General features: G+C 41.4%; 15 protein-coding genes and 1 riboswitch. Of the genes, 7 read left to right on the top strand and 8 right to left on the bottom strand.

What is annotated here, in order from left to right:
* Positions 1-159: 159 nt before the first annotated feature.
* On the top strand, positions 160-2526 hold the full coding sequence (locus PQO05_RS14655; protein ID WP_273628064.1) for a phosphoketolase family protein: 2367 nt from the start codon (positions 160-162) through the stop codon (positions 2524-2526).
* Positions 2527-2592: 66 nt separating this feature from the next.
* Here PQO05_RS14655 and PQO05_RS14650 read toward each other — a convergent pair whose 3' ends face one another.
* The 7 genes from PQO05_RS14650 to PQO05_RS14620 all read right to left on the bottom strand — a co-directional run bounded on the left by PQO05_RS14650 (position 2593) and on the right by PQO05_RS14620 (position 9987).
* Entirely contained in the window at positions 2593-4788 is a 2196-nt protein-coding gene (locus tag PQO05_RS14650) for a bifunctional alpha,alpha-trehalose-phosphate synthase (UDP-forming)/trehalose-phosphatase (RefSeq protein WP_273628063.1), read from the bottom strand.
* A gap of 134 nt (positions 4789-4922) precedes the next feature.
* Positions 4923-5426 carry a hypothetical protein gene (locus PQO05_RS14645; protein WP_273628062.1) on the bottom strand — a complete coding sequence of 168 codons (504 nt, stop codon included), beginning with the start codon at positions 5424-5426 and terminating at the stop codon, positions 4923-4925.
* 450 nt (positions 5427-5876) lie between these two features.
* Positions 5877-6683, bottom strand: coding sequence for an SDR family oxidoreductase (locus PQO05_RS14640; RefSeq protein ID WP_273628061.1), 807 nt, complete (start codon positions 6681-6683; stop codon positions 5877-5879).
* Between the two features lie 99 nt (positions 6684-6782).
* Entirely contained in the window at positions 6783-7526 is a 744-nt protein-coding gene (locus tag PQO05_RS14635; RefSeq protein ID WP_273628060.1) for a menaquinone biosynthetic enzyme MqnA/MqnD family protein, read from the bottom strand.
* An 8-nt stretch (positions 7527-7534) separates the two neighbouring features.
* Positions 7535-8152, bottom strand: coding sequence for a histidine phosphatase family protein (locus tag PQO05_RS14630; protein ID WP_273628059.1), 618 nt, complete (start codon positions 8150-8152; stop codon positions 7535-7537).
* Between the two features lie 20 nt (positions 8153-8172).
* Positions 8173-9366 (bottom strand): aminofutalosine synthase MqnE, encoded by a 1194-nt coding sequence (gene mqnE, locus PQO05_RS14625; RefSeq protein ID WP_273628058.1) that lies wholly within the window; start codon positions 9364-9366, stop codon positions 8173-8175.
* 90 nt (positions 9367-9456) lie between these two features.
* Positions 9457-9987: a hypothetical protein gene (locus PQO05_RS14620; RefSeq protein WP_273628057.1), complete on the bottom strand. Its 531-nt coding sequence runs from the start codon at positions 9985-9987 to the stop codon at positions 9457-9459.
* Between the two features lie 95 nt (positions 9988-10082).
* Between PQO05_RS14620 and PQO05_RS14615 the strand changes: the two genes are divergently transcribed.
* A complete protein-coding gene (locus PQO05_RS14615) occupies positions 10083-11204 on the top strand; it encodes a trans-sulfuration enzyme family protein (protein ID WP_273628056.1) in 1122 nt (373 codons plus the stop codon).
* A gap of 14 nt (positions 11205-11218) precedes the next feature.
* On the opposite strand, the gene PQO05_RS14610 is transcribed toward PQO05_RS14615, so the two are convergent.
* Positions 11219-11377 (bottom strand): hypothetical protein, encoded by a 159-nt coding sequence (locus PQO05_RS14610; protein ID WP_273628055.1) that lies wholly within the window; start codon positions 11375-11377, stop codon positions 11219-11221.
* Between the two features lie 207 nt (positions 11378-11584).
* Positions 11585-11699, top strand: a riboswitch (SAM riboswitch).
* A gap of 233 nt (positions 11700-11932) precedes the next feature.
* Between PQO05_RS14610 and PQO05_RS14605 the strand changes: the two genes are divergently transcribed.
* From PQO05_RS14605 to PQO05_RS14585, 5 genes are all read left to right on the top strand, one after another.
* Entirely contained in the window at positions 11933-13258 is a 1326-nt protein-coding gene (locus PQO05_RS14605; protein ID WP_273628054.1) for an O-acetylhomoserine aminocarboxypropyltransferase/cysteine synthase family protein, read from the top strand.
* Between the two features lie 52 nt (positions 13259-13310).
* Positions 13311-14366, top strand: coding sequence for a homoserine O-acetyltransferase family protein (locus PQO05_RS14600; RefSeq protein ID WP_273628053.1), 1056 nt, complete (start codon positions 13311-13313; stop codon positions 14364-14366).
* A 298-nt stretch (positions 14367-14664) separates the two neighbouring features.
* The gene (locus tag PQO05_RS14595) at positions 14665-15840 is read left to right on the top strand and encodes a glycosyltransferase family 87 protein (protein WP_273628052.1); all 1176 of its coding nucleotides are present in this window, start codon (positions 14665-14667) and stop codon (positions 15838-15840) included.
* A complete protein-coding gene (locus PQO05_RS14590) occupies positions 15837-16793 on the top strand; it encodes a glycosyltransferase family 2 protein (protein ID WP_273628051.1) in 957 nt (318 codons plus the stop codon). The genes PQO05_RS14595 and PQO05_RS14590 overlap by 4 nt, the downstream gene beginning before the upstream one ends.
* Complete coding sequence (locus PQO05_RS14585; protein WP_273628050.1) at positions 16774-17553, top strand: polysaccharide deacetylase family protein; 780 nt, start codon at positions 16774-16776, stop codon at positions 17551-17553. The genes PQO05_RS14590 and PQO05_RS14585 overlap by 20 nt, the downstream gene beginning before the upstream one ends.
* Positions 17554-17572: the final 19 nt, after the last annotated feature.

Raw genomic sequence — 17572 nt, 5'->3', positions numbered from 1 at the left:
CAGGCTTAAATAACTCTTAAACAAAGCTTTTTTATAAGGCCTGAAAGCTATCATCGAGTAAACAATAAAAATATTTAACGTTGAGTTAATAAAAGCTTTGCCGTTATCTTGTATCTTACGATATAAGCAGGGCCCTATAACAAATAAATAATCTACACTATGGAAAGTACCTTAACATTAGAATCAGTTGAACAATTAAATGCTTACTGGCGTGCAGCAAACTACCTGTCGGTTGGCCAGCTTTATTTACGTGGTAACCCTTTATTGCGCGAGCCATTAAAGCTGGAACACATTAAAAATATGTTACTTGGCCATTGGGGAACTACGCCCGGCCAAAACTTTATATACACACATTTAAACCGGGTAATCAAGAAGTATGATCTTAATATGATCTATGTTTCAGGCCCTGGTCACGGTGGGCCTGCAGTTGTAGCAGGTACTTACCTGGAAGGCACTTATACGGATGTTTATCCTAATATTACGCAGGACGAAGATGGCTTAAGAAAACTGTTTACCCAGTTCTCTTATCCGGGTGGTATCTCGAGCCATGCCTCACCACAAACACCAGGTTCTATACATGAGGGCGGAGAGTTAGGTTATTCGCTGAGCCATTCTTTCGGTGCCGTAATGGACAATCCTGATTTGGTTGTGGCTTGCGTTGTTGGTGATGGAGAAGCAGAAACCGGCCCACTAGCTACAGCATGGCATTCAAACAAATTTATTAACCCGGTTACCGACGGTACAGTATTACCTATATTGCACTTAAACGGTTATAAAATATCGAACCCCACTGTATTGGCAAGGATTTCGCACGAAGAACTGGAGCAATTATTCCAAGGTTATGGCTACACGCCATACTTTGTTGAGGGTGAAGATCCTGAACCTATGCACCAGGCAATGGCTGCAACTTTAGATAAGGTTATTGAGCAAATTAAAAAGATTAAGGAAGATGCTAAGGCGGGTAATACAGAACGCCCTCGCTGGCCTATGATTGTATTGCGCTCGCCCAAAGGATGGACCGGCCCTAAATTCATTGACGGCAAAAAGATTGAGGGCAACTTTCGCTCGCACCAGGTTCCGCTGGCTGTATCGGCTTCTACCCCACCCGAAAATTTGCAAATGCTGGAAGATTGGCTAAAAAGCTATAAGCCAGAAGAATTATTTGATGAGAAAGGCGCATTAAGACCTGAGATTGCGGAATTGGCTCCTGAAGGCGAAAGACGAATGGGCGCTAACCCCCATGCTAATGGTGGTATATTACTTCGTGAGTTAAGGCTGCCCGATTTTAAGGATTATGCGGTAGATGTACCACAACCCGGTTCGCCAGGCGAAGGAGATACGCCTGTTTTAGGCCGTTTTTTGCGTGATGTAATTAAGCATAATATGGATAAGCGCAATTTCAGGATTTTCGGGCCGGATGAAACTGCGTCGAACAGATTGGAGGCTGTTTTTGAAGCTTCAGATCGCCAATGGGAAGGTACTGTTGTAGAGTCTGATGAATTTCTGGCACCATCGGGTATGGTGATGGAAATGTTGAGCGAACACCAGTGCGAAGGTTGGCTGGAAGGTTACCTGTTAACCGGCAGGCATGGTTTGTTTAATTGCTATGAAGCTTTTATCCATATTGTGGATTCGATGTTTAACCAGCATGCCAAATGGCTTAAGGCTACATCTGAATTGCCCTGGAGACGAAACATTGCTTCATTAAATATCCTGCTTACTTCTACTGTATGGCGACAGGATCATAATGGTTTTACCCACCAGGATCCCGGTTTTATGGATCATGTGGTGAATAAGAAAGCGAGTATTGTTCGTGTTTATCTGCCACCAGATGCCAATTGCCTGTTATCGGTAATGGATCATTGCCTGCGCAGCCGCCATTATGTAAACGTAATATCAGCAGGTAAGCACCCTGCGCCGCAATGGCTTACTATGGAACAAGCCGTGGAACATTGTACCCGCGGCATAGGTATCTGGAGCTTTGCCAGCAACGATCAGGATTGCGAACCCGATCTGATTATGGCCTGTTGCGGCGATGTGCCCACATTGGAAACTTTGGCTGCAGTATCTATCCTCCGTGAGCAATTACCTGAACTGAAAGTCAGGGTGGTAAACGTGGTTGATCTATTTAAACTTCAAAAATCGAGCGAGCATACGCATGGCTTAAATGATCTTGACTACGATGCGCTGTTTACCAAAGATAAGCCGGTTGTATTTGCCTTTCATGGCTACCCGTGGCTGGTACACCGTTTAACCTATAACCGTTTCAACAATAATAACATCCACGTGCGTGGATATAAAGAAGAGGGTACGATCACCACATCTTTTGATATGACGGTATTAAACGAGATGGACCGTTTTCACCTGGTAATTGATGCGATTGACCGCCTACCGCAAACCGGCAGTAAAGGTGTTTATTTAAAGCAAATGCTTACCGATAAACTAACCCAGCACAAACATTACATCAACGAAAATGGTAAAGATATGCCGGAGATATTGAACTGGAAATGGAATCCGGAGTCATAAGATCTCTAACAAAAGAAAGGCCCGGTTTAAAATCCGGGCATTTTTTGCTTTTGTATAATTTCGATATTAGCTATCTACCTGCGCAGTTACAGTAAGTGATTTTAACAGATCACGTACCTCAGTAGGATTGCGCATATAGAACTTTGCGGCTGATAAATTACTTCCTACCTTGATGGTTATAGCGCTGTCGGGCAAGCTTTTAAATATATCTTCATCGGTGTAGTCATCGCCAAAGGCAATAATAAAGTCGTAATCCTTTTTCTCGGCCAGTGTTAACGCGGCTTTACCTTTGTTAATTTCCATATTCTTTACCTCTACCACCTTACTACCCGGTAGTAGTTGCAAGCCTTTATCGCTGGCCATGTATTTCAAGGTATTGGTTAACTCGTTGGCACGCAACTCGCCTAAACCGTTTTGCGCTTTACGGTAATGCCACACTAACGAGTAAGTTTTTTCTTCGATAAAAGTACCCGGTGTGCGGTCTACATAAGTTTCCAAAATAGGGAAAATATCCTGTTTCCAGTTGTTCGACATTCCTCCCAACTTATGCCAATGTGTATGCTGCTGTTTAAACCAGGCACCATGCTCGGCAACCAAATAAATAGGCAGGTGGCCAAACCACTCCTCCAGGTTCTCATGCTTGCGGCCGCTTATTAAAACCACATCATTGGCAGGATCTGAGGTTAACTGATCAAGGATTTGATAGAGTTCGTCATCCGGTTTAGCCTGATCTACGTTCGATTTAAAATCAACCAACGTACCATCATAATCTAAAAATATAATACGTTGATGCGTCTTGGCAAAGCGGTTAATGATGGATTGGCGCGTACCGTTACTTACGTGGCGGGTTTGCATAGAACGCTGCATTTGCTTCACCTCGTTCAGCCTATCCATAAATATCTTTACCCAATGGCCAATATTAAACTTGGTTACGTTTTGGCGCATCAAGGTCATCCGGCGGCTTTGCTCAGCTTTTGGCATATTAATAGCTCTTACAATAGCATTGCTTACCTCCTGAATATTGTTGGGGTTTACAATAACGGCATCAATTAATTCTTTAGATGCCCCGGCCATCTCACTCAAAATCAGCACCCCATCGTGATGGATCCTGCTGGCTATATACTCTTTACTCACTAAGTTCATGCCATCACGCATGGGTGTAACCAGGCAAACATCGGCAGTATTATACAAAGCTGATAACGTCTCAATCGGGAATGATTTATAGAAATATTGGATCGGGCTCCACTCCAATGTTCTGTACCGGCCATTAATGTTCCCTACTCTTTTATCAATATTATCACGAAGTTCTTTGTATTGTGGTACCTGATCGCGCGATGGCACTACAATCATGTAGAGCGTAATTTTAGTAATGAGTTCGGGGTGCCTTTCAAACAATAATTCCCAAGCTTGCAGACGTTGCAAAATGCCTTTACTGTAATCGAGCCTATCAATTGAAAGTACCAGTTTTTGATTATGGAATGTTTCTTTTATCAGATCGGCTTCGGCTTTTACATTAGGTTGCAGTGGGAGCTCGGCATATTTTTTATCATCAATACCCATCGCAAATGCTTCTACAACTACGGCACGTTCGCCATTGTTAATTATGTTGGCAGATACTTGTATAGGCAATAAACGGCCAACCGCACTTAAAAAGTGGCGCACATCATCAAAAGTGTGAAAGCCAATTAAATCGGCACCCAGCATACCTTCGAGCAACTCATTACGCCAGGGTATCAGGCGAAACATCTCATTTGAAGGAAATGGAATATGTTGGAAGAAACCGATAGATACGTCAGGCCGCGCATCACGGATTAGTTTGGGTAGCAATAATAACTGATAGTCATGTACCCAAATTGTATCGCCTGCTTTGGCAACTTTTAAAATAGCATCACAAAACTTTTGGTTAACCTTTTGATAACACTCCCAGTTGGCCTGGTGATAGTGTGCATAAGTGGAAGCATAATAGTGGAATACAGGCCAGAGTACTTCGTTAGAGAAGCCCTCGTAGTATTGATTAATTTCATCCTGACTAAGGAAAACAGGCAAGAGGCTAAGCTCTTTAAGCTGTTGTGTTACATTATGCTGGTCGTGCTTATCGGCAATTTCAATCCCGGGCCAACCCAGCCACACATTATCATTTTGTTTATAAATTGATCCTAACCCGGTTGCTAAGCCACCTTCGCTTGGCGATAATATGTAGGCATCATCCTGTTTGGTAACTTTTACAGGAAGCCGGTTAGATACAATAATAGTTTTTGGCATATCGGCACGTAATTGTTAAAGTGATACAACACACTTATGGCCTTTTTGTTGGTAAAAAAGCTGTTTCAAACTTGCCTAAAACAAAAAAAGCGATACACCCGAAGGCATATCGCTTTAAAATATATACTGGAAAATTATTTGATTTGTTTGTAGAAGTAAACGTTAGCCTGAGGAGTAACTCTTACTAAAATTTCTTCTTTATCGTTTTTAAGGTCAACGAAGTAAGCTAATGGATCGCTGTCGCTAACTAAACGGTCTAATGAGCTTGGAGCAGTGTCATTGCTTTGGAATTTGATCACTTCGCCAACTGCATAACCTTTATATTTTTCAGTGATTTCTTTTTTAGCTGCAGCAGGTAATTTTTTGAAATCGATATTTTCTGTAGTACCCATGAACTGGCCACGGTTATCATAAAAAGCAGTCATTTTAACATCATCAACAACGAAGTCAGCTTTCTGACCGTTTGAAGTGTTTGACCAGCTAACGTTTTCTGCATTTTGGAACTGAACATCGAATTGATTCAGTACCTGGTAAGAAACGTTACTTGTATTTTTAGCAGCAGTTTTAGTGCCTTCGTTCGCAAATGCGGCAGTGCCTAAGGTTGCAGCAATAGCTACGGTTAAAATCAATTTTTTCATTGTCTTGTTTTTTAAATCCGTAACAAATGTACACACGAAATACATATTTCATAAATAAATTTTCACTTTTATGAAAAATTAATAATTAATGTGATTTTGTTTGAAGATTTTCAAAAACAGAGCCCATACTTAGTGTTATTTTTACAATATGGTAATGTTTTTTATGGATACTTAGTGTAGTTTTTACAATATCTATTTATCCATTACATAGTGTAAGTATTACAATAAGTAAAATTGACTTAAAATCATTCCTATTTAAAGAATAATTGATCTTATATACTGAATAAAAAAATGGTATTGAAGAATAGTTGTAGATACTTTCGACGAGATTGCCACGCTATCGCTCGCAATTGTAAGTAGGTTTAAGAATAAAAAAGAGACACAAAGTATTGTGTCTCTACGTCTTTTATGTTTTAAATCCGAAATCGAAAATTCGAAATCCGAAATTGATCAACCATTATCGGCAAAGCCCGGATATAGGGTCATGCCGCCATCACAGAAAATGGTTACACCTGTAATATAGTCGGCCTCGTCTGATGCCAGCCATGCGGCCAGTTTGCCAATATCATCGGGCTGGCCTATTCTGTTATAAGGTATCAAAGTTAAAAGGCTGTTCAGTGCCTCTGGGGTATCCCAGGCATTTTTATTGATTGGTGTTTGTATAGCACCGGGGCCAATACCCACCACCCTGATCTTTTGCGGGGCAAGTTCTTGCGCCAATGTTTTCATCATCATCATAATACCGCCTTTACTGGTAGCATAGTTAACGTGGCCTCCCCATGGAATAACCTCATGCACACTGCTCATGCAGATAATTTTACCGGCAGCTTTGCTCACTCCCTCTACAACTCCCCTGCGGATAAACTCACGGGCTGCTTCGCGGGCGCAAAGAAACTGCCCGGTCAGGTTTATCCCGATCACGGTATTCCATTGATCGAGCGTCATATCAACAAATTTGGAGTCTTTTTGCAGGCCGGAGTTGTTTACAAGTATGTCAATCGTTCCATAACGCTTAAACATTTCCTGAAACATGGCCTGCACCTGTTCTTCGTGGCTTACATCGCATTGCCAGGCGTAGGCTTCGCCACCGGCATCTGTAATTTCTTTAACTACCTCGTCGGCAGCATCTTGGTTATGTGCGTAATTGATAACCAGTTTGGCACCTGCTTTAGCCAGTTCAAGGGCTACACCTTTACCAATACCGCTATCGCTCCCGGTTACCAGGGCAGCCTGGCCTTTTAATGATCTTGTATCCATTTATGGGGTATTTATTGATTTTGATTAAATTTAATACTTAACCAATAAATACCACCCAATAATGTTTGCGCCTAAGCGAGATTTAGCAATTCCTTAATACTAAAGCGCCATAATATAGTCGTGAAACAAATAAAGCGCTTTCTTTTTGTCTTCTGTTAGCGGATAATCAATTTTATGCATTAAGTAATCCCTAATGTCGAAATCATCGCGCATCGGGAGTTCTTTAAATAAATCTTCACGATGATCTAAGCCGTATTGCAATGACTCGTTAAACTCATCGATAAATTCCTGCGGAATAGGTTTATTTGAGATCCAGGCCGCAAAAGTAAATGGCAGGCCGGTTAATTTTTGCCATTCCTCGGCCAGATCATATACAAACGGAAACTGATCTTTTTTACCGAAAGTGCGATCGCCAATTTGTACAAATGCGGTGCATGGTTCGCCAGACTGGGCATAATCCTCTGCATTAATAACCTGTTCTGGCGCTACCTGCCAATGATTTTTCATCAACACTTTGGCCAGGTTATTTGATGAACGCGATTCTGGATCTAACTGAATAGTCTTCACATTCTCAATAGCGCAGTTGCTGAAAATAAAAACAGAATCAACTTTGCCAACGGCACCAATGCAATAGTTAGATACAATGTGCCATTCAGGTAAACTAAGTGCAGCAGCTACCGGAATGAGGCCAATATCAGCACGGTCGTCAATTAGTTTTTGGGCGCAATCTGAGGGAATATCCAGGCTCAGATCAATTTTATTAATAATATCGGTATGGTTAATACCATACAAAAACGGCTTGGTGTTAGTATAACTAACGGCCGATATGCGAATCTTATTCAAAACGTGTATTAATATTTTAAATGGATAGAATTGTTAAAATCGGCGATCTCAAATTTTTCGCCGTTGTAAGTCACTTTATACAATACCAGGTTTTGGTGCGGGAAGCTTTCCATTTTGGTCAGTGGTTGCTCGGTAAGCAGGCATAGCAATAAACGCATGGCCCGGCCGTGCATACAGATCAGCACATTCTTTTCTTCAGGATGGCTCATAATGGTTTCCAACGCTTCTTCCTGGCGTGCTTTTACCTCGTTAGGGCTTTCACCACCTTCAAACTTTACATCAAGCCTACCGGCAGTCCAATCGCGCATCAGTTGTAAAAACGCAGCTTTGGTTTCTGGTGTGCTCGGCTGACCTTCATGAATGCCCCAAGCCAGCTCATCGAGGCCTGAAAGCTTTTCGTAAGGGATACCCTTATCTATAAAACCCTGGATACTTTGCTGGGTACGTTTAAGGGTAGAGATATAGATCTTATCGAAATTAATATAACCGTATGAGTTAAAAAATAGCTGAGCTTGTTTGCGGCCTTCGTCATTTAAATCTGTATTCATCCCCCGCCCTTGTACTATCCCTTGCTTATTCAGATCAGTTTGTCCATGACGAACGATGTATAAAGTTTTAATAACCATTTATTGTATAAAGTATATGCTTAGTTAACTACCGGCAAACGGTAAAACTGTGGTTTTGCCTCTTCCGGAAAATCGTAGTTGGTAAAATCTGTAACTACATTATATAAAGTATCGCGCTCAATAGCGGTACGGCCTGCATTTTTAATGAGGTTTACCAGTTCTTTAGTACTCATACCAGGTGTTTGCTCTTCGGCACCGGCCATTGAGTAAATTTTGGTAGTATCATCAAGTGTACCATCAATATCATCAACCCCAAAATTCAGTGATAGTTGCGCTGTAGTACGGCTTATCATTGCCCAATAGGCTTTAATATGATCGAAGTTATCAAGGTAGATCCGTGCGATGGCGTAATTACGCAAATCTTCTACAACGGTTGATTCGGCAACGTTCGACATCTGGTTATCCTTGTTACGGAACTTCAACGGAATAAAGGTTTGGAAACCTCCGGTCTCATCCTGTAACTGGCGCAGGCGATCCATGTGATCAACACGGTGACGGAATTCTTCGATATGGCCATATAACATAGTGGCGTTTGAACGCATGCCCAGTTTATGCCATTCACGATGAATATCGATCCATTGATCGGCAGTACATTTATCTTTGGCAATTTGCTCCCTGATTTCTGGGTGGAAAATTTCGGCGCCACCACCTGGCATTGATTCCAGTCCGGCTTCCTTCATCAGGGCCATACCTGTGGCATAATCAATTTTAGCTTTTTTAAAGATGTAGTGATACTCAACCGGGGTTAATGCTTTTACATGCAGTTCGGGGCGATGTGCCTTGATACGGCGGAAAAGCTCTGCGTAAAAAGGAACATCGTATTGCGGCAATACACCACCTACAATATGCACTTCGGTAACCGGTTCGCCATCGTATTTTTTTACGATGTTCAGCATATCGTCCATCGTGTATTCCCATCCTTCTGATCTTTCTTTGATCAGGCGTGAGTAAGAGCAAAATTTACAATCGTAAACACACAGGTTGGTTGGCTCGATATGAAAATTTCTGTTGAAATATGTTTTATCTCCGTGGCGTTTTTCGCGGATGTAATTGGCTAAGATACCCAGGTAGCCAAGCTCGCCTTTTTCGTAAAGGGTAACCCCTTCGTCAAAGCTAATGCGTTCGTTGTTAAGTACTTTTCCGGCTATATGTTTCAGTTCGTCGGGAAGGCGGGTGTCATTTAATAATAACTGTAGATGTTGTTCAGCGTCCATTAAATCACTTTTTTGTTAGCAAAAGTAACAATTAAGGCACTAATCCGCATCACATCGTTGTAACAAATGTTACAACGGCTTATAAAATTGTTAGTTTACTACAAACCTTGGTGTAGCCTGTATGGATAAAATTGTGATCCCGTTAAAGCAATCATCCTGGCATCCTTTGGGTACATAACCACAGTTGGCAATCAATCCATCTGCATTAGTTTCAAAGTAAATATCATTGGCTTTGCGATCAACCTTAAGCCATTCGTTTTTGGCTTTCGAATAGATCTGATCTAACGTAAGTGCCTCCTGCCCTTGCGTATGCGCACCTATGCTACTTTTATCTTCAGTAAAACTGAGGTACAAAACAGATTGATGAGCGTCATTTAAGCGGTAAGCCTTGTAATCGCGGCCTACCACAATACCATTTATAACTGTTACGGTTGTTGTACTTGAATACCCAAACACAGAACCTGATGTGGCTATATAAGTATAACTGTTACCGCTCGACTTCTTAAAGTCCTGCAATTTTTCATAACTGGCCTCAAACTCGTCTTTTTTAGCTATGCCATCTTTTTTGCAGGCGCTCAACAGCGTAATAGCCGTTAGTAATAAAAGTAATACTCTTCTCATACGTGTGGTTTGGTTTGTGCGTTTGTATATGATTACGTTGTAATATTTTTGACTGCTACAGTTAAAGCTGAATTTTTCTTCTTTATTTTGACGCTATGCATATCGAGACTATCGCCATCCACGCAGGAAACCATACAGACGAAACCACCAGAGCAGTTATAAAACCCATTGTAATGTCGAGCACGTTTGAGCGCGGCCCCGATGGTGATTACCCTGGCGGTTATATGTACGGCCGCATTGCCAACCCTAATCGCAGTCAGTTAGAAAACGTTTTGGCTAAGCTGGAACTGGGCGAAGATGCAGCAGCTTTTTCATCAGGCAATGCAGCTGGCATGGCGGTATTTCAATCATTAAAACCAGGTACGCATATTATAGCGCCTGATGATATGTACCATGGTTTGCGCAATCAGTTGAAGACACTTTTTGCAGGCATACTGTGGTTCGATTTTATCGATCTGAGTGATTTGGAACTGGTTGAACAATCTATTAAACCGCATACCGGCTTAATATGGATAGAAACACCATCTAACCCATTATTAAAACTAAGCAATATTACAGCGCTGGTAAAATTGGCCCATGCGCACGATTTGAAGGTTGTGGTTGATAACACCTTTGCCTCTCCTATCTGTCAATTACCGCTTACTTTGGGGGCTGATTTAGTAATGCACTCATCAACCAAATATATTGGCGGCCATAGTGACATTACAGGCGGCGTTTTAATTACACCGGTGAAAGATGAATGGTGGGAACGTATCCGCAATGTGCAAAGCATGGGTGGTGCTGTGCCATCTCCGCAGGATTGTTATTTCTTAGTCCGCAGTATTAAAACATTACCTTACCGTATGCGTGGCCACGTAAACAACGCACAATTAATGGCCGAATTTTTAGAGAAACATGCCAAAGTTGAAGCTGTAATGTACCCCGGGCTGGAAAGCCACCCGCAGCACCAACTGGCTAAACTGCAAATGCTGGCCTTTGGAGGTATGTTATCATTTACGGTTAAGGGCGGTGCCGATGAAGCAAAAAAGGTTGTAAATACGGTAAAGCTATTTGCCCAGGCCACAAGCTTAGGCGGCGTAGAGAGCTTGATAGAGCACCGTGCATCAGTAGAAGGGCCGGACACTAAAACGCCTCAGAACCTGATCCGCGTATCTGTTGGTTTAGAGCACATTGATGATCTGATTGAGGACATGTCTGCTACATTAGCTACGATATAATATTCCCTGCTAAATTAAACCGGGTCGCCCGGATCTTCGTGTTTACCCGGTTTAATTTCAGATTCCTCTATTTCTTTTTCGAAGTCTTTCTCATCTTTTTGGTTGCGTTTCACCAACCAGATAATGCCTGCAATAACAAGTATTATTATTAAACCGGCTATAGGATAGTTCATGGTTTCTGCTTTTAATTAGGAAGTTGCAAGATTATAATTTGTTTCTTTTCAGCAGGTTATCTTTATGTTAAGATATGGTGCTTAGTACATCGCCCGATGACATTTCAATAAAATTGAAATTTAATTTGGAATTATGATCTGGTTTGCCCTACCTTTGAAATAATATTTGGTAGTAGTACCACGATCAATTTCCCCTCAAAGGTTTTTGATTTATATAGAAGCGGCGAGAGAACAGGCTCCAAAACCCGCTGGCAACCCTCTAAAAGGTAGAGAAGGTGCCAATTCCTGACCCGGAAATAATTAACCCCGGGGCATATAAATGATAAAATGGAAAAATTAATTCGCATTCTTCAGCAGTACTTAACTCCTAAACAAGGTCCTTCAGTTGTTTTAATTCCGGTTAGAGCAAAAAACTGTATGCACACTTGTTGTTGCTGTTGCTAATGCAATAACACGTTCCCTTTCTCCTTCCTGAAACTGTACGTGTATTCCATGGATATCCTATATCCCATAGTGTGTTTATAACATTTTGTTTAACTACTAAATCTATCCCCCATGTCTACATTAAAATTCGAAACCCTACAACTACATGCAGGCCAGCAGGCTGACCCAACAACAGGTTCACGCGCAGTGCCGCTATATCAAACAACATCTTATGTTTTTAATAATGCCGAGCATGGCGCCAATCTTTTTGCATTAAAAGAATTTGGCAACATTTACACCCGCATTATGAACCCCACTACCGACGTTTTTGAGAAACGTATCGCAGCATTAGAAGGTGGCGTGGCGGCCCTTGCAACAGCATCGGGACAAGCGGCACAATTTATCGCACTTAACAATATACTGCAAACCGGTGATAACTTCGTTACCTCTCCTTTTCTTTATGGAGGCAGCTATAACCAGTTTAAAGTTGCCTTTAAACGCCTCGGTGTTGAAGCCCGTTTTGCCAAAGATGATACAGCAGAAAATATTGAACTGCTGATTGATGATAAAACCAAAGCCATTTACCTCGAAACCATTGGCAACCCCGGCTTTAGTATCCCTGACTTTGAGAAAGTTGCAGCTGTTGCTAAAAAGCACGACCTGCCTTTAATAGTCGATAATACCTTTGGTGCCGGTGGCTACCTGTTCCGCCCCTTAGAGCATGGTGCACACATCGTGGTAGAATCTGCCACCAAATGGATTGGCGGCCATGGTACATCTATAGGTGGAGTTATTGTTGACGGTGGAAATTATAACTGGGGCAATGGTAAATTCCCGCAATTTACTGAGCCGTCTGAAGGGTATCACGGATTGGTATTTGCTGATGTATTTGGCATCGGTGGCCCTTTTGGTAATATTCAATTCATTATCCGCGCTCGTGTTGAAGGACTGCGCGATTTTGGTTCGTCACAATCACCTTTCAATTCATTTTTACTGATTCAAGGATTAGAAACCCTTTCACTACGCGTACAACGCCATGTAGATAATACTTTAGAACTGGCTAAATGGCTGGAACAACAACCACAGGTAGCTAAAGTAAATTATCCGGGCTTGCCATCATCGCCGCACCATGCTTTAGCTAAAAAGTATTTAAAAAATGGTTTCGGCGCTGTATTATCATTCGAATTAAAGGGCGATAAGACCAATGCCGGCACTCTGATTGATAGCCTGCAACTGGTTAGCCATCTTGCTAACGTTGGCGATGCTAAAACGCTGATCATCCAACCATCGGCAACTACGCATCAACAACTGAGTGATGAAGAGCAATTATCTGCAGGTGTTACACCTACCCTGTTACGTGTAGCCGTAGGTATTGAGCATATAGATGACATTAAAGCCGATTTTGAACAGGCTTTTGCAAAAATAAAAGAAACTAAATCTGAATTGGAGCTGGCATAACATCTCTCCTAACATTTCGCCTTTGGCGGAAAGGAATATGACGACGAATACAATGAATACTGAAATATATAAGCATCCGGAAGAATTTGTTCTGGAATCGGGTAAAAAAATAAAGGGGCTGGAAATAGGTTTTCATACTTATGGAAGGCTCAATAAGAATCGGGATAACGTAGTGTGGGTATGCCATGCCCTCACTGCAAATTCCGATGTGTTTGACTGGTGGCAAGGCTTTTTTGGCGAAGGTAATTTCTTTAACCCGGATGAACATTTTATTGTTTGTGCTAACATCCTGGGTTCGCCTTACGGCACCAGCAATCCGCTATCTGTAAACCCCGATACTAACGAGCCTTATTATCTCAGTTTTCCGCAGTTCACTATTCGCGATGTTGTTAAGGCGCACCAACTATTGGCTGATAGCTTGGGGATTGATAATATCCATATCCTTATCGGCGGCTCACTGGGCGGTCAACAAGCTTTGGAATGGAGCATTGATCAACCAGAAAGAATTAAGAACCTGATTTTGATTGCTACAAACGCGAAACACTCGCCGTGGGGCATTGCCTTTAACGAATCGCAAAGATTAGCCATTACTTCAGACCGTACTTTCTATGCCAATACCGCTAAAGGTGGCGCTAAAGGCTTAAAGGCGGCACGTAGCTTTGCATTGCTATCGTACCGTAACTACAAAACTTACTCGCTTACCCAGCAAGAAGAGAATGCAGATGTCACCGATAATTTCAAAGCATCATCGTACCAAAGCTACCAGGGCGAAAAACTGGTAAACCGTTTCAATGCCTACAGCTACTGGTATTTAACAAAAGTAATGGATTCGCACGATGCCGGCCGTGGCCGCAAAAGCGTTGAAAAGGCACTGAGCACCATTAAAGCTAAAACGCTGGTAGTGGGTATCCGCTCAGACGTTTTGTTTCCTTTGGAAGAGCAACAATACCTGTTTCAGCATATCCCAAAAGCAGCTTTTGCAGAATTGGATTCATTTTACGGGCACGATGGCTTTTTAATTGAGACTGAATCACTGACCAATATTGTGACTTCTTTTTTTAAAACAGATGTAAAGGGTAAGATCATTGAACTGCAGCAATCTGCTTAAAAACATATAAGAACCTTGTTTTAATTAGTTTTCTTAGTTTTTTAACAAAAAAATGACATTTAAAAATCTGACCGTCAGGCAATGCCGTATATCTGTTATCAGGTAAGGTTATTGCCCGGTTACGAGGGGTCAGTTAAGCGGGCAAGCAAATAGCCTTAATTGTGAAGATTCCTGATGTTGTTTTTAAAAGAAAGGTTCCGCAATAGCGGGACCTTTTCTTTTTTATAGCAGCTTTGTTATATAGATATTACCTCCCTTATCTATATATTTGTAACAAGAAACTGACAAATCCTAATTAATGTCAAAACTGGGCAAGCTGCTTTTAAACAAATACTTTGTTACTATTTTATGGTTCGGGTTAAGTCTGGCCGCTGTTATTAAGCAAACGGCGCATCACCATATTAACAACTACTTTATATATAAGTATACGTTTGTTAACCTGTTAAACCAGCATAACTTATATACCCCACAACCCCAATTTTATTTTGACACTAACCACTACGGGCCATTGTTCGGTTTGCTTATTGCTCCTTTTACTTATCTTCCCGATAGCATAGGCGTAATCTTATGGGTGTTATTTAATGTATCGGTATTATACATAGCCATACGGCAATTACCATTCACATTAAACCAGCAACTGGCTGTATTACTAATCTGTGCACATGAGTTAATGACAGCTGCCTTTGCCGTTCAGTTTAACCCCAGTATGGCAGCTATTATTATACTAAGCTTTGTATTTATAAACCGAAAGCAGGATTTCTGGGCAACGCTGCTCATTGTTGCCGGTACGTTAATAAAGCTCTACGGTATTGTTGGCCTGGCTTTTTTCTTTTTCTCGAAAGACAAGGTGAAATTTATCTGGAGCTTCGCGCTATGGTCGGTAGTGTTATATGCATTGCCTATGCTGGTATCATCGCCTCATTTTGTAAACCAATCTTACCTGGATTGGTATGAGAGTTTATCGCATAAAAACGGTGAGAACACCATGTCGACCATGCAGGATATTTCTGTAATGGGGATGATCAGGCGGGTATTTAACTATCCTCAGCTTTCTAATACATTGGTGCTTCTACCGGGATTGTTATTGTTTGCAACGGCTTATCTTCGTTTCAAATGGTTTAGCAATATGCAGTTCAGATATTTGCTGCTGGCTTCTACGCTTATTTTTACGGTAATATTCAGTACCGGGTCTGAGTCCCCTACTTATATTATTGCTTTTACGGGCGTGGCAATTTGGTTTATGAATTTGGATAGGCCGATTACAGGATTTGAGATCTTTTTACTGGTATTTGCGCTGTTGATCACTAGTTTATCACCGTCAGACCTGTTCCCGAAATACATCAACAAACACTATATAAAACCTTATGCGTTTAAAGCACTACCTTGCTTTGTAATTTGGTTGAGAATTATTTACGAAACTTTAACAAGAAACTTTAGCCGCAAGGGCTCAGCAGAAGAGGTAGTTTTATCATGATAAAGAAAAAGATTTCGGTTGTTATACCTTCTTACAACGAGGTTGGAAATATTGATATACTGGCATCACGACTTATAGCCGTATTAAAAACCCTGCCTTATACTTACGAGGTTATTTTTGTGGATGACGGCAGTTCTGACGGCACGATTGAAAAGCTGAGAACTATCAGCGACCTCGATGACAACCTTTATTACCTGGAATTGTCGCGCAATTTCGGCCACCAGAATGCTCTTAAAGCAGGTTATGATTATGCAGACGGTGATTGTATTATCAGTATGGATGGCGATTTACAGCACCCGCCCGAAATGATTCCGCAATTTATGCAGAAATGGGAAGAAGGTTACGATGTGGTTTATACATGCCGTGAGTACCAGGATGAGGCCACGATATTTAAAACCAAATCATCTGATCTGTTTTATAAAATGATCAATTCCCTCTCTGATACTAAGCTGGAGAAAGGCACTGCAGATTTCAGGTTGATTGACCGTAAGGTAGCCAACGTACTAAGCACCCTAAATGAAAACGGCCTATTCATGCGTGGCTTGGTTAAATGGCTTGGATTTAAGCAATATGCCATTTATTACCAGGCGGAGGCTCGTTTCTCTGGCAAAAGCAAATACACTGTTAAAAAGATGGTAAAGTTTGCTGTACAGGGTATTACTGCTTTTAGCGTAAGGCCGCTGTATATCGCAACCGGTATCGGGTTATTCTTTTCGTTATTGGCTGTTTTGTATATCCCCTATATTTTAATCAGTTACTTTACCGGGCACGTGGTTTCGGGCTGGTCATCGTTATTGGCTACCATTGTTTTTTTTGGTGGTGTACAACTGATGGTGCTCGGCATCATCGGCATGTACCTGGGCAAATTGTTTATGCAATCTAAACAAAGGCCAAATTATATTATCCGTTCTACTAATCTGCAACGCATCAATAATGATCTTATTAAGCTTTGATATCGAAGAGTTCGATATGCCTTTCGAATACAACAAAGAATTGTCGTTTCCCGAACAATTGGCTGTATCAACAGAAGGCACTTATAAAATATTAAACATCCTGAAAGAAGCCGGCATAAAGGCAACTTTCTACTGTACTGCTAACTATGCTGTAAACAAACCCGAAGTAATTAACGATATTATTACCCAGGGACACGAAGTGGCATCGCACGGTTACTATCACTCAGATTTTAAACCCGAGCACCTGCTGCAATCCAAATTAAAACTCGAAGAACTGACCGGTAAGCCTGTAATAGGTTACCGCATGGCCCGCATGATGCCGGTTGATGAGAAAGAAATTGAAAAGGCAGGTTACGTTTATAATTCTTCTATTAACCCTACCTGGTTGCCGGGCAGGTACAATAACTTTAGTAAACCACGCAAATGGTTTTACTTTCAGAATGTGTTGCAGTTGCCATCATCAGTATCGCCAATAATCAGGTTCCCGTTATTTTGGTTGAGCTTTCATAACCTGCCAATGGGTATTATGAAATGGCTGAGTGCATCTGCACATCGTAAAGATGGCTATCTAAACCTATACTTCCACCCCTGGGAATTTACAGATCTGGATAAACCAGAAAAATATGGTTTCCCTGGTTATGTGGTTAAAAATACAGGAGATGCTTTTGTAAAGAGATTGGCAGATTTTATTGCCTGGGGACAAAAGAAAGGCTATTCTTTTGGGAGGACTGATGAGTTTATAAAAACTATAAAGGCTTAAAAATTTGTCATTACGAGGT

This window comes from Mucilaginibacter jinjuensis, from assembly GCF_028596025.1.
GTDB lineage: Bacteria > Bacteroidota > Bacteroidia > Sphingobacteriales > Sphingobacteriaceae > Mucilaginibacter > Mucilaginibacter jinjuensis.
Note: the sequence above shows the minus strand (reverse complement) of the source record. Positions and strands in the feature narration are given on the sequence as shown.